The organism is Dapis hubbardiae BLCC-M172, assembly GCF_050016015.1.
Taxonomy (GTDB): domain Bacteria; phylum Cyanobacteriota; class Cyanobacteriia; order Cyanobacteriales; family Microcoleaceae; genus Trichodesmium.
In genome coordinates this window covers 1-12,930 of record NZ_JBNHEQ010000273.1, presented here as the reverse complement: position 1 = coordinate 12,930, position 12,930 = coordinate 1, and the positions used below count along the sequence as shown (strand labels likewise).

Below are 12,930 nucleotides of genomic sequence, written 5' to 3'. Positions count from 1 at the left end.
ATAACTAATAACTAATAACTGATAACTAATAACTGATAACTAATAACTGATAACTGATAACTGATAACTAATAACTGATAACTAATAACTAATAACTGATAACTAATAACTAATAACTGATAACTGATAACTGATAACTAATAACTAATAACTAATAACTGATAACTAATAACTGATAACTAATAACTGATAACTAATAACTGATAAGACTCCCTTACTTTTAAGATTAGAATCATATTTTTTCCATCATTAAATCTTTCCATAAATTCCTCCTAAGTAGAAAACTACAAACATTTTCATTCTCTGAGAGCTACCTAAAAAAAATCGGCGCGTCAAAGGATTCTCGGTTGCATCCTCACAATTTTTGTGATATTCTAAAATTTTAATGGTGTCACTCGCATATCCGCATGACTTTTTATTCAACTCAATTTCCTGCTTAGAAGAATTGTCACTTGATTTTTATTCCCTTGTCTATCCAAAATGCTAACTTTCTCCCTTACTCCCCTATAAACCTTCACACAACTTTTCAGCAATAATTTCTCCGGCTAATTTATGTCCTGTAGCATTCCAATGACCTGTACACATTGCCGTATTTTTAAACCCATGAAAACAGACTGGATTTTCCTGAACATAATTCTCAAAAGGTTCAACTAAATCAATTACAGAAAAATTATAAATTTCTCCTAAATTTTGCAGTCTTTTTGTAGGATATAACCAGTCTTGAATATTCATAATTTTCATATATTCTTCTCGCCATTCTTGATTAGGATTGACTTGCATGGGAGTCATTACTGTAGCGACTTTAAATTCTGCTCCTTTTTCTTGTACTTCTTTTGCCATAATTCCGATTAGTTCATCTGTAATTTTCCAAGCTTCTTGCCAAGCAGAATTAGGAGGCTCTCTAAAATTATTTGCTTGTAATTTTTCAAAGTGTCTGGCAGCATTTCTCTTCTTTTGGTCTGCCTCTACTTTTTTGAGAATTTGCAAAATTCTGACATTATTTACTAGCCAAGTTGGTAATTTATCGACTGTAGTAATCATGTAGCGGTTTGCTTGACTAATAGTTAGCTGCCTAAAGGATAAATCTAATTCCAACTTCCCATTTTGATAGACAAAAAAAGGTCGGTAATGATTATTTTCTAACTGTCGAGAATTATCCGTAACATCATTGCCAATAAAAAAAGCTAAAAGCAAAATATCCGGCTGAAAATCCCAAACTTTTTCCCGGAGAGTTAATAATTGTTGGGCAGTTCCATAACCATCTACTCCAAAATTAATTACCTCTACTTTTTGACTTTCTAAATTAGTACATTTTCCCAATTCTTTCTGCATTACTGCCACAAAAGTTTGCTCGTAAGAAACTTGTACCGCTGAAGTAAAAGAATCTCCAAGAACAGCAATTCTTAGAGTATTTTCTGGTTTAGCTTTAGTAATTTCCGGTCCTCTGAGACCATGACTATTAAACTCTAAATAAGCCTTCCCTTCACCCGCCCACCAACCAGAAACATTTCCTTGGTAAGACCACCCTCTAACCGGATGAGGAATAGTATGAAATGTAGGATAAAACTCTGCATGGGTACTTTCAGGCATTTTTTTTAATCCCTCCAAACCAGCAACTCTTACTCCTACTTCAGCCATCGCTACCCCCACAAATAAACTGGCAAAAATCATACCTAGATTTACTGCCAAAGCTTTTAACTTTTTCATTATTTCAGCTAGAATTTTTTTTCATTTAATCATGTAGGTTGGGTTGAGAAACGTTAGGGAAGCTTATCCTACAGATAAACCCAACTTTAAAAATTTTCTTTGGTGTTTTAATAGTACCTAAGTAAAGTTTCAGCTCTGATAAATATGGTTTATTAAGAACATACAATTAATATTTAATGTAGACAAATAAACCCAACTTATCGACTACCACCTGGCAATAAGAAAACCAGGCTTTCTTTATTATCATTTTTATAAATTAGCTCTAAGTAGAAATTCATAAATAAATTGTATCAGTGTCTCACTCACAAAGGGAGAAAAATTCTCATGGAAATGGAGCAAGATGCTGATGCAAACGGAGCAAAACACTCCCAATACCTAAAATTTTAATCTTGATAGACCAATGCTAATAATTATTAATTTCACCTACCACCTCAAGCCAATGTTTTCCTAATTCAGGCTTCTTTTCTTTGTTTTTTTATTCACTTTCTAAGATATTTTTTACCGAAAATTAAGGTATAAAGCCTTCTATTTCAAGAGAAAAAAAATCCTTGAGCAAAATCCTATTCTTTATAAGAATAGGTAATTATTAATTATTATAGCGGTTTTCACTCATGTTGACTACAAAACTTCTTCCTTCTGCCTTCTTCCTTCTGCCTTCTGCCTTCTGCCTTCTTCCTTCTTTCTTTAAACTCAAATCTCTGTACTCTATATTAATAAAAACTGCTATAATTGTTAATTATTAATTGTTGAATGAGGTATTGACTAATAGGTAATACATCAATAATGAAAAATTAATCTTTACCAGAAAACTTCTAAACTGCTACTTCAGTATTGTGTCAATAACCCATCATCAACAAAATCATAAAAGCCTGATCAATTAATACTTTTAACTTTTTATTTCTGCCTAGACTAACTAGAAGTCAAGGAAGAGAAATGTAGTATTCAAAAACAAACCTTTTCCTTCCTTGTACCAAGATAATCAGATTAAAACAAAGTATAAATAAACGGAGCAATTACAGAAGACTGACTAGCAATAATCAAAGCTCCTAACAATACCAAAGTAATAATCAAGGGCAATAACCAATATTTTTTCCGCTCTCTCATAAAACCCCAAATGTCTTTGAGAAAGTCTAATATTCCTTCAAACATTTAAAAAGGTCGCTCCATACTTTCTCTAGTTTTTAATTGACTCATTACCCGATAAGTTGACGCTTCAACATTCAATTGTCGCTCCATAGGGTCTTTTTTAAACATTCGCATAATTACACCCATTGGCATAACTACAAGATAAAATACTAACCCCATCCAGAGAGGAGTCATAATCTTACTTAGGAAAATTCCCACCCGCATCCAAAACTTATAAACAGGTTCCAAAGTCGGAGGTGAAACAACTGCCAATACCAATAGAGGAGTAGCAATTACCCAAGGCCATGCAGGTGGAGGCCAATGTCTGTGGAGTAACGGTAATAATAGACCAAATAAACCCCCAAAAACACCGCCTACTATTAGACCAAACTCCCTGAGACCCTTCTTATCAATTTTTGGTATCTCGCGATCGCTCATTAATTTATCAGTAATTAAGATTTGATTAACGTTTAAGTCCTAGCAGAAAAGCTGTTAAAAGTCAAGATAAATCTATCTCCTGTGAGGAGAAGAGCTGAGGGCTGATAGAACCCATTTGGGTACTCCTAAACAAGTAATATAATGATTTTTGCAATTTCACCTTCTGAGAATAAAAGGGGTCATTTCAGTTATCAGTTAGCCTCCTGCGGAGGAGCTGCGCTAACAGTTATCAGTTAACCTCCGACTAAAGCCGGAGGCTTGAAATACTGAGTTAAATATTATTTTCATCCCCTTAAAAAGGGAGGCTTTTGACCTGATTTTTTGGTAAAAACAGAAGCTGAAGTATGACCCAAATCTACTTAAACATAGTTTTTTTCAAATTTTTTCATTTTAACATAGTCAACAATGGTGTACAAAAAATAATGTGTAAATATGGCAGCGCAGATTGCTATACTAATAACTAATAACTTAAATGACAGGAGAAAGTCTTGAAAACAATTGAACCTTATAAAACCTCTTTAAGTGCAAATAACGCTTACTGGATGGCAAGAATGGCTAGACTTGTTTATTATAATCGTCCAGATGATACACCAGATGAAGAAAAAATAATTGCAGATTTAAAAGCTGAAGATGAAAAGTTCATTTCTGTAACTGGAGACTCTAAAAATAGTGCCCAGGCTATGTTAGTTGAACATGAAGACTATTTTTGTCTGGCTTTCCGTGGAACCAATGAACTAAATGACTGGTTCGACAACTTCAATGCTTTTCTAATTAAGAAACTATTTGGTAAGTTTCATCGTGGTTTTTTTAATTCTGTTGAAGATAGTTGGGGGCCATTGTTTAGCAAATACCAGGAATTAAGACAGAAGAAAAAACGTCCTCTATTTTTAACTGGTCATAGTCTTGGGGGAGCGATGGCTACAGTTGCTGCTGCAAAGCTAATCTACATGGGTTTACCGTTTATGTCTGTTTATACTTTTGGACAACCCCGTGCTTTAGAGAATGCAACTGCACGTTTATTCAATATAGAAGCAAAATCAAGGTTCTTCCGCTTTCATAATAATAATGATTTAGTTACTCGTGTTCCAACTCGTCTAATGGGATATAGTCATGTAGGTACCTACATTTATATTTCAGAAGAAATGGAACTCCATCTTGAGCCTGGTTTCTGGTTCCACTTTCTTGACTCTGTTGATGGTGCAGCTAACGACCTATTCAAGCTAGGTATTGATGGTGTAAACGATCATTCTATGGACAAATATTTGTCAGCAGTGAATAATTGGAATCTGATGTAAAAGAGTTAATTGTTAATAATATTGCCCTGACGAGTTAAAAAAGTGTTTGGGAAAGGGTGGAGCGATCGGTATAAATAAAGGACAGAAACCGGGTTTGTATACAATGCTGATGTCTGAGTGAGATTTGTCTCCGGCAAACCCGGTTTCTTATAGCATCTCGATTACAATTGGGCAATAGTAAATGTTTAATGAATAAACTAACATTAATTATCAAAGTTACCATAGTTTAAAAAGTTTTTGGGGAAGGGTAGAGCGATCGCTTATCTGTTATAATTTTCCTTACTCGTTACGCTAACAACTGAACATAAGTCAACAGCTATTGTCGGTGGCGACTTCAATCCATCCTTGAATAGCTTATTCCAGCATTTCTAGAAGATGTTCATAGCTTTCACCCCAGGTATGACATCCAGGTAAAGCGGGAACTGAACCACACCAAACTCCATCTTCTTGCCAAATAATTGCTTTAATTTTCATTACTCTAACCTAAATTGGATAAGTTATTAACTATAGTCTAAAAAGTATTTGGGGAGGGGTAGAGCGATCGCTTATTTGCTATAATTTTCCTTATTTGCTCACCACAAAATTTTCAATCTATCAAACTGCTGTACTGAATTTTTAGACTTGATAAAGGCAAGTCAAATCCCTGACAAACGCTTGACGTCAATATCACTGACCGTCATTTCTGCTTGCCAAATATCGTACTGAATTTACTGGTTGAGACAACTTTCAGCAGATGTACCAAAAGCGTGAGAAACTTGTCACCCCGTAAACTTTTTGAGGGTTCTAGATTCAAACAGGCTCACTTTATTTCCACTCTAAGATGGAAACAAACTATATAAAAATTTGTCTGCTAGTTTGTCTGGCAGGGTCTTGTGAAAATTCAGTATGTATAAATTCCACATAATTATAAGTATTAATCCACAAGTGAGCGCCACAAGGTGCGGGATTGTAAGGTTCATAGACAATTTGGCAAGGACCTGGAATATATAACTCATAACCATAGTCGTTGCGCTTGCCTTCCTTAACAGAAAGCACTGGTTCCAGTTTTTCAGGAGGTTTACCGAAATTACCTTTAATCTTGTTTTGATTAACATGAATCATTTTAGGTTCGGTGGGTTTTTCTTTGTTCCAGATACCTTTCGGACCACGCCGAGCCGGAATTATTACAGGCATTCCATTTTCAGAGACTGGTATTTCCCAAAATCTACCATTTTTCTCAGCATCTTTGACTCTTCCTTGAGCCAGTAAAACTAATAAACGTTGACGGGAGATACCTAATAAAAAAGATGCTTCTCTAGTACGCATGATTTTTTCCTCAACTATTGTACAATAGTAAGGATATCATAAACAAGGTGACATTGAGAGAGTTATCTAAAGAATATGTAGTAAATGCAATTATTGATTTTGTGGTAGTGGTGTACAAGTAGTAATACTCAGAATATTAACTCAACTAGAGACCTTAGAGTATTAAGCTTGGGGTGGAGCGATCGCTTACCTACTACAATCTTCCTTTTTGCTTACCATAAAATTGTCAATCTGTCAAACTGCTGAAAGGTCAAAATGTAGGGGCTTTCTCGCGAGAAAGCCCCTACTGTCGGCTGCAGTGAATTGTTAGACTAGATAGCAATTGTGAGTCTGTGAGCCTATGAGAGTTTAAATACCATTTTCTGTATTAGCAATATGAGCTAAGGGAATTTTATTAAGTTCAGAGAGATTTTTTGCACACCGATCAATAATTTGCTCCTTATCTGCTGATAACCAATCAAAATCAGTAGCAGTACATACTTCTGGCACAATCTCATAACGTCGAGCAGATACTGACTCATCCACTTCTTTCCCAACAGCAAATCCATGCTGTAAAAGTGCCCAAATGACGGTAATACAAATACACTGAATTTCACCAAGTTTCTCCGTAGATACCTGCGCAATAATATCTGTCTGCGCATTGTCTACTATTCCCAAAATTCCTCCTAGACAACTTCCAATCACTGAGCCAACTTGTGCACCTATCAAAATACCGGCTCCAACTCCTCCTGTTAAAACAGTAGAAGCGGAAGCTCCAACAGCTACCCCTAATGTTGTTCCAAGAGCAGTAAGGCCACTTGTAGTAGAACCTGTATATATCAAAAGTTCTCTAATATTAGTTTTTCTTCTTATATTAGGTTTAGGATTGTTGATAATTGCATCATGTATATTTAAAGGTACAACTACTTCGTAATACAGCTCGGAAGCATTATTGATAAAGTCTATCACTGCATTATAGAGCAACTCAGACATTCTGAATACAGCTTCCTCTTTTGATTTGTCTAGATTGTAATCAAATGCTGAGGTTTGAACAGTTATTGTCTGCCGACATTTATCTAAACACTTGAATATTAGATTACAAGCTTTATTAACTTTATTTTCTTGATGTTCTTGAAAGGCTGATAGGCTTTCCTCAAAGAATAGCTTTTTATCAGGAGGAAGACATTCCTTTATAGCACTATATATCTCTACCACTTGATCTGGATTATACCAATGAGCATCAAATTCAAAGTTTTTGAATACACCGCTATTGTCAAGTACCTTTTCCCATTGTTTAATTCGTTTTGTCAGTTTAGGATCTACATTTGATTTTGTGTTTACCTGGAGTAGAGAAATGCCTTTATTTAATAGAGCTACAACTCCTTTTTGAGCAGATACAACTAGCTTTATCTCTTCTTCATGGGAGTCATCTGGTACTGTCTCTAAAGAGACTATATACAATATGACATCGCTTGATTTAATTGCCTTCCAAGCTTTCATATCATAGTTTAATTTTTTCTCTAATTCTGAATTTAATTCTGTTAAACCTTGTGGTTGTTGTTGTAAAAAAAGCAGAAGATTTGCTTGTTGAAAACCAGGAGTATCAATAAAACTAGCTTGTAGTCCTTCATATTCATAGGGGACAGGTTTAGAATTTGGAGTCACATTCGCTCGATCATCTATTTCTCCTATTTCTTTCTTTATTAAGGTCTGGATCAGAGTAGTTTTTCCACTATTAGTATGTCCGGTAACTGCAATTTTAATCAATTCAGGATTTTGCATTGTATTTATATCCTATACATTTTTTGAGAACAATTGAGTCTAATAATAATTACTACATTAGTTTAGAGAAAATTATCGGAATGGAGGAGAATAAATTAGTCCTCCGTTGTTCCATAAGTTATTTAGCCCTCGTTCAATCGGAGTTGAAGTATTTGGACCGAAATGTCTATTATATATTTCACCGTAATTTCCAACTTTATCAATAATTCTTTGGGCATAATCTGGCTCAAGTCCTAAAAGTGAACCTATACTTTTTTCTTGTTTTTCTAGACCTAAAAGTGAACCTATACTTTTTTCTTGTTTTTCTAGACCTAAAAAACGACGTATCTTAGGGTCTTTACTATCTTTCATTTCCTCAAGATTATTTTGATTAATTCCTAATTCTTCAGCCTCTATCAGAGTAAATACAACCCATCGAACAATTTCAACCCACTGTTGATCACTGTCGATTACAGCGGGAGCTAAAGGTTCTTTAGATAAGGTTTCAGGTAATATAGTATGTTCACTTGGATTGTTAAGCGAGCTTAACAATCCAACAAGTTGTGATTTATCAGCAGTTACTGCTTGACATTCACCTTGTTTGTATCGTCTATTGATATCCTTTTGAGATCGGAAAGGTTTAATTTGAAATGTTAATTGACGGTTCTCCTTTTCATCATCCAAATTTTCCTGGTTAGTAGTTCCTGCTTTGACACAAATTGTTGTACCATTTAGATCATTAAGTGACTTTACTTCACTATTTTTTCTAACCAAAATACCCTGTCCATCATAAAAAACTATTGGACCAAATTCTATATTGTTATCAGATACATCCCTACTTACAGTCCATGTTGTATTTCTTGAAAGAACATCATATTTTTTTGATTCAAGGTGTTCTTTTGATTTTAAACGTTCTTCACTATCCAGATACTTATATTTTACTGCTTTGGGATCATTGAAAATAGCCACAGCAATAGCTTTACATATATCTATATCAAAGCCAGAAGTATTTTCTTGCTTTTGTTCTTCAATATTGTCTTGCGTCATATCAATCTGGCTCACATTACTGAAGCCAGCCAAATTACCATATACCCCACAATTTAGTTTTCCCCTTTCCATAACCTGTTCCAATATACTTTGATCTGATGTATTAGGAGGTTGAGTTAAAGTATGATGAGGAGTATTGTTTTGATCACTACACTTTTTTAGGTGATGGTCAACATATATCCTCACTGTGACAATAAAAGAAACTAGGCAAATTAATATTAAAAGGATAATTTTACTAGAAATTCGACGGCTTAAAGTCATAGGAAATAATACTTGAAATATTCAATTTCCGATTTTTTCTTCATCTTAACCAGAGTTCGATGCTTATAATATAGAATCCGGATAATTAGTTGAAGAAAAACTTTTTTCCTTTCGACCTTTCTTTATCTTCTGCCTTCTGCCTTCTGCCCTCTGCCTTTCTTTTGTAGATACGATAAGTATTTAACCGCTATATAAGTTTATAAGCAAGCTAAAAAATTTATTCACTAATGATTTCAGAGATTAGATTAAATTATTTTCACCTTAGAAAAAGAGCTTATTAAAAATTAGAGTAATTTGGCAATATTATCATAAAAAAATTATGCAGAAAATTATGGCTTTGCTGAGACATAATGACCAGTAGTCAAGGTTATAATCAAGAAACAAAAAATCTAATTTTTTCTTTGATACCTAATTCTATAAATGATAACCACTCAGCAAAACCAAAATAACTTTTGACCCCTACTTTAATCCAATTCAAATTCCTGTTTCCAAGACTCATCCTTTTGCCAAGGAATTTGCTGAGTCTTCGCCATCAAAAAATTCTCGACTACCAAATAATCCATCTCAGTCCGCATAAAACACCGATAAGCATCTTCGGGCGTACAAACAATAGGCTCACCTCTTACATTAAAAGAAGTATTCACTATTACCCCACATCCCGTCAACTTCTCAAAATGCCGAATCAATTCATAATACCGAGGGTTAGTTTCCTGATGAATAGTTTGAATTCTTGCCGAATAATCAACATGAGTAATAGCTGGAATTTCCGATCGCGGCACGTTCAACTTCTCAATTCCAAACAACTGTTTTTGCTCCTCAGTCATGGGAATTAACAAATTCTCTTGCACCGGAGCTACCAACAACATATAAGGACTAGAATGTTCGATCTCAAAATAATCTGAAACTCGTTCTGCCATAACCGAAGGCGCAAAAGGTCGAAAAGACTCCCGATACTTAATCTTCAAATTCATCACCGACTGCATTTTTTGATTCCGGGGGTCGCCAATAATAGACCGCCCTCCCAAAGCGCGGGGTCCGAATTCCATCCGACCTTGAAACCATCCGATAACATTGCCATTATCTAAAATTTCTGCTAACCGTGGCATTAACTCCGAATCTGGCAAATATTCATATTTCGCCTGAATAGCATCTAGATATTCCCGAATTTCCTCATCTGCAAATTTCGGTCCGAGATAAGCTCCCTGCATCATGTCATTAGGAGCGCGACAAACAGGAGGTTTTGCCACAGAAACAGCAGTATTTCCAGACTCCACAGAAACTAATTCCTTTTCTGGAATATTCTCAACCACCTTTTCTATAACTCGCGGTTGATCGTGATATTCGTACCAAATAGCTAAAGCAGCACCCAACGCACCACCAGCATCTCCCGCAGCAGGTTGAATCCAAATATCTTTAAAAATTCCTTCCCGTAAAATTTTACCATTCGCCACACAATTCAGAGCAACTCCCCCTGCCAAACAAAGATAGTCAGCATTCAGTTCTTTTTGCACGGTTCGACTCAGACGCAACACTACTTCTTCAGTCACTCTCTGAATAGAAGCAGCAATATCCATTTCCCGTTGACTAATTTTTGTTTCCGCTTTCCGAGGAGGTCCGCCAAACAATTTGTCAAACTTCTCATTAGTCATAGTCAACCCGGTTGTGTAGTTGAAATATTCCATATTCAACCGGAAAGTACCATCAGCTTTTAAATCTATCAGATTATTTAAAATCAAATCCACATAATTAGGTTCTCCGTAGGGAGCTAAACCCATAAGTTTATATTCCCCAGAGTTGACTTTGAAACCAGTGTAATAAGTAAAAGCTGAATAGAGCAAACCCAACGAGTGAGGAAAATCAATTTCCCACTGGGGAGTCAGTTTATTTCCTTCTCCCAACCAAACCGAAGTAGTCGCCCATTCACCAACTCCATCCAGACACATTACCGCAGCGCGATCGAACGGACTGGGGAAAAATGCCGAAGCTGCATGAGACTGATGATGTTCGGTAAACATCAGTTGGGGAAGATGGGATGCTTTACACTGACCTAATGTAGATAATTCTTTTCTTAAAACGGTTTTCAGATATAATTTTTCTTTTAACCAAATTGGCATTGCCATCAGAAAAGAGCGAAAACCTTTAGGAGCATAACTAAGGTAAGTTTCCAGGAGTCGCTCGAATTTAACTAAAGGTTTGTCGTAGAAAACTATTTGGTCTAGGTCAAGTAATTCGATATTCGCTTCCTTCAAACAATAGGAAATAGCATTTTTCGGAAATCTGGCATCATGTTTTTTACGAGAAAATCTTTCTTCTTGGGCGGCGGCAATAATTTTTCCATCACATACGAGGGCGGCGGCACTGTCGTGGTAATAAGCTGAGATTCCCAGGATGTTCATATCTATAAATTTTTTCTCCTCACTGATAGACTGTTTAGCTGCAATTGGCGAAAACTTTAGCTAAATATCCTCAGATTATAGTTCATACAAGCATAGTCTAATTTAGTCCAACATTGAAAACTATTTCCTGGGCCAAAGCAGATAAGCTCTGCCTATGAATGATAAATAATTTTTATATAAAATTAGTATTGTCATCCGCTTTAATTATCTGTATATTAAAAATATGAAGTAAAGCAAGATTAAATAACAGTTAAATAGATGTCTACTAGAAGTTCAAAAAAGCAAGTTACGGTAATATTTCCCCATGCTCATTCGGTTACTAATTTAGAAGATATTGAGGAGGCTAAATCTCCAATTGCTTGGCAAATATTTGAAGAGTTTATGAGTAGTGCAGTCAATCACCATAAACAGCAAATAACTTCTATGTTTGATGATTACTGTAGGGAAAACCCTGATGCTGTTGAGTGCAATATTTATCCATAATAATTAATTACACAATAATTCAGTAAGCACAAGCAAAGAGTTAGAAATTAAAAAGTTTAATATCCGCAATTTTCAATCTACTTTATCCATTTTGAGCAACGATTATCATTGCAATTAATTTTCTAAAAATTGGAGAAAAAAAATGCAAGTTACTACAAATAATTATCCCAACAATATTATTGACATCTTGTTACAACCTGGTCGCAACTTTATTAATAATGTAGATATTAATAATGCGGAATTTGCCAGAAAGTTATGTCAATTTATTCCGGCTCAATGCCCTTTCGCCAGAGATATTAAATTTTTCGGGCGTACAGTTTTAAAAATTCCACCTATGTGTAAATTGAATCCTTTTTACTATGAAATAATTAGTTTACGCTTTCGCGCTTTGACTTTCTTAGCTGATGTTTGTTTAGAAGATATTACTCCTTACTGTTAAATATAATTCTGGATATTCGGCAACAGACAATAGTGAGAAAAATATTTCCCAGTCTGAGATTTACAGCAGTTTTCTACCGCTCTAAAATTACTGCAACTTCTGGTAAAGACAATAACTGATCATACAAAATATTAGCAATAAATTCATTGCCAAATACAGAATAATGCCCATTATCGCCTAAGAATGCTGTTTCTACTTTTTCATTAGAAATTCTCTTTCTAAATTCAGCAATAAGATCGATATAAATTATGTTGCGTTTCTCTAACTCTACCTGTAGATATTGTCGCCAAAAATCAGATTCATTTCCATAATAGTCAGAACTAATAGGTAAATAAACTACTTAAATCACCCGTGCCAAATATTTATATTTGCTCTTGAGTAGGATTATTAGAATTTTATCAGTGGCATAGTCAAGTAAGTTTAATTTTAGCGATCGCTCGCCTTGATCTTAACTAGCTATCAGCTTTTAGCATTCAGCATAAAAATCAACCTATAAAATTATTCTACTGCTGTAAAATTACTCTAACTTCTGACAAAGATAACAACTTTTCATATAAAACATTAGCAAAAAATTCATTGCCAAATACAGAATAATGCCCATCACCTCCCAAGAATACTGTTTCTACTTTTTCATTAGACATTCTCTTTCTAAATTCAGCAATAAGATCGATATAAATTATGTTGCGTTTCTCTA

General features: G+C 34.9%; 12 protein-coding genes. 3 read left to right on the top strand and 9 right to left on the bottom strand.

Translation table 11 applies throughout. The features are described 5' to 3' along the window. Nucleotides 1–504: 504 nt before the first annotated feature. The 3 genes from ACP6PK_RS25520 to ACP6PK_RS25510 form a co-directional block, all read right to left on the bottom strand. Nucleotides 505–1,707: an SGNH/GDSL hydrolase family protein gene (locus tag ACP6PK_RS25520; RefSeq protein ID WP_426563779.1), complete on the bottom strand. Its 1,203-nt coding sequence runs from the start codon at nucleotides 1,705–1,707 to the stop codon at nucleotides 505–507. A gap of 984 nt (nucleotides 1,708–2,691) precedes the next feature. Then, nucleotides 2,692–2,856, bottom strand: coding sequence for a DUF5989 family protein (locus tag ACP6PK_RS25515; protein WP_094676416.1), 165 nt, complete (start codon nucleotides 2,854–2,856; stop codon nucleotides 2,692–2,694). Next, complete coding sequence (locus ACP6PK_RS25510) at nucleotides 2,857–3,270, bottom strand: SxtJ family membrane protein (RefSeq protein ID WP_426563777.1); 414 nt, start codon at nucleotides 3,268–3,270, stop codon at nucleotides 2,857–2,859. Nucleotides 3,271–3,758: 488 nt separating this feature from the next. Here ACP6PK_RS25510 and ACP6PK_RS25505 point away from each other — a divergent pair, with 488 nt between their 5' ends. Continuing rightward, nucleotides 3,759–4,565 (top strand): lipase family protein, encoded by an 807-nt coding sequence (locus ACP6PK_RS25505; protein WP_246844471.1) that lies wholly within the window; start codon nucleotides 3,759–3,761, stop codon nucleotides 4,563–4,565. 354 nt (nucleotides 4,566–4,919) lie between these two features. Here ACP6PK_RS25505 and ACP6PK_RS25500 read toward each other — a convergent pair whose 3' ends face one another. The 5 genes from ACP6PK_RS25500 to ACP6PK_RS25480 all read right to left on the bottom strand — a co-directional run bounded on the left by ACP6PK_RS25500 (nucleotide 4,920) and on the right by ACP6PK_RS25480 (nucleotide 11,314). Then, nucleotides 4,920–5,039: a type II toxin-antitoxin system HicB family antitoxin gene (locus tag ACP6PK_RS25500; RefSeq protein ID WP_426563774.1), complete on the bottom strand. Its 120-nt coding sequence runs from the start codon at nucleotides 5,037–5,039 to the stop codon at nucleotides 4,920–4,922. Between the two features lie 357 nt (nucleotides 5,040–5,396). Further along, nucleotides 5,397–5,870: a hypothetical protein gene (locus ACP6PK_RS25495; protein ID WP_426563772.1), complete on the bottom strand. Its 474-nt coding sequence runs from the start codon at nucleotides 5,868–5,870 to the stop codon at nucleotides 5,397–5,399. A gap of 348 nt (nucleotides 5,871–6,218) precedes the next feature. Continuing rightward, on the bottom strand, nucleotides 6,219–7,631 hold the full coding sequence (locus ACP6PK_RS25490; protein ID WP_426563770.1) for a GTPase domain-containing protein: 1,413 nt from the start codon (nucleotides 7,629–7,631) through the stop codon (nucleotides 6,219–6,221). A 72-nt stretch (nucleotides 7,632–7,703) separates the two neighbouring features. After that, nucleotides 7,704–8,918 carry an amino acid ABC transporter substrate-binding protein gene (locus tag ACP6PK_RS25485; protein WP_426563768.1) on the bottom strand — a complete coding sequence of 405 codons (1,215 nt, stop codon included), beginning with the start codon at nucleotides 8,916–8,918 and terminating at the stop codon, nucleotides 7,704–7,706. 464 nt (nucleotides 8,919–9,382) lie between these two features. After that, entirely contained in the window at nucleotides 9,383–11,314 is a 1,932-nt protein-coding gene (locus ACP6PK_RS25480) for a carbamoyltransferase family protein (protein ID WP_426563766.1), read from the bottom strand. 258 nt (nucleotides 11,315–11,572) lie between these two features. On the opposite strand from ACP6PK_RS25480, the gene ACP6PK_RS25475 reads away from it, so the two are divergent. Both ACP6PK_RS25475 and ACP6PK_RS25470 read left to right on the top strand, forming a co-directional pair. Then, nucleotides 11,573–11,797 carry a CP12 domain-containing protein gene (locus tag ACP6PK_RS25475; RefSeq protein WP_094676408.1) on the top strand — a complete coding sequence of 75 codons (225 nt, stop codon included), beginning with the start codon at nucleotides 11,573–11,575 and terminating at the stop codon, nucleotides 11,795–11,797. Nucleotides 11,798–11,939: 142 nt separating this feature from the next. After that, nucleotides 11,940–12,236, top strand: coding sequence for a Mo-dependent nitrogenase C-terminal domain-containing protein (locus tag ACP6PK_RS25470; protein WP_094676406.1), 297 nt, complete (start codon nucleotides 11,940–11,942; stop codon nucleotides 12,234–12,236). A 503-nt stretch (nucleotides 12,237–12,739) separates the two neighbouring features. Here ACP6PK_RS25470 and ACP6PK_RS25465 read toward each other — a convergent pair. After that, the coding region (locus ACP6PK_RS25465; RefSeq protein WP_426563764.1) for a hypothetical protein at nucleotides 12,740–12,930 on the bottom strand (191 nt) is incomplete at its 5' end.

Excerpts from the sequence above, each read along its gene's own strand:
- ACP6PK_RS25510 (WP_426563777.1), bottom strand. The coding sequence starts at position 3,270 with ATGAGCGATCGCGAGATACCAAAAATTGATAAGAAGGGTCTCAGGGAG.
- ACP6PK_RS25485 (WP_426563768.1), bottom strand. The coding sequence starts at position 8,918 with ATGACTTTAAGCCGTCGAATTTCTAGTAAAATTATCCTTTTAATATTA.
- ACP6PK_RS25515 (WP_094676416.1), bottom strand. The coding sequence starts at position 2,856 with ATGTTTGAAGGAATATTAGACTTTCTCAAAGACATTTGGGGTTTTATG.
- ACP6PK_RS25520 (WP_426563779.1), bottom strand. The coding sequence starts at position 1,707 with ATGAAAAAGTTAAAAGCTTTGGCAGTAAATCTAGGTATGATTTTTGCC.
- ACP6PK_RS25470 (WP_094676406.1), top strand. The coding sequence starts at position 11,940 with ATGCAAGTTACTACAAATAATTATCCCAACAATATTATTGACATCTTG.
- ACP6PK_RS25500 (WP_426563774.1), bottom strand. The coding sequence starts at position 5,039 with ATGAAAATTAAAGCAATTATTTGGCAAGAAGATGGAGTTTGGTGTGGT.
- ACP6PK_RS25480 (WP_426563766.1), bottom strand. The coding sequence starts at position 11,314 with ATGAACATCCTGGGAATCTCAGCTTATTACCACGACAGTGCCGCCGCC.
- ACP6PK_RS25475 (WP_094676408.1), top strand. The coding sequence starts at position 11,573 with ATGTCTACTAGAAGTTCAAAAAAGCAAGTTACGGTAATATTTCCCCAT.
- ACP6PK_RS25490 (WP_426563770.1), bottom strand. The coding sequence starts at position 7,631 with ATGCAAAATCCTGAATTGATTAAAATTGCAGTTACCGGACATACTAAT.
- ACP6PK_RS25495 (WP_426563772.1), bottom strand. The coding sequence starts at position 5,870 with ATGCGTACTAGAGAAGCATCTTTTTTATTAGGTATCTCCCGTCAACGT.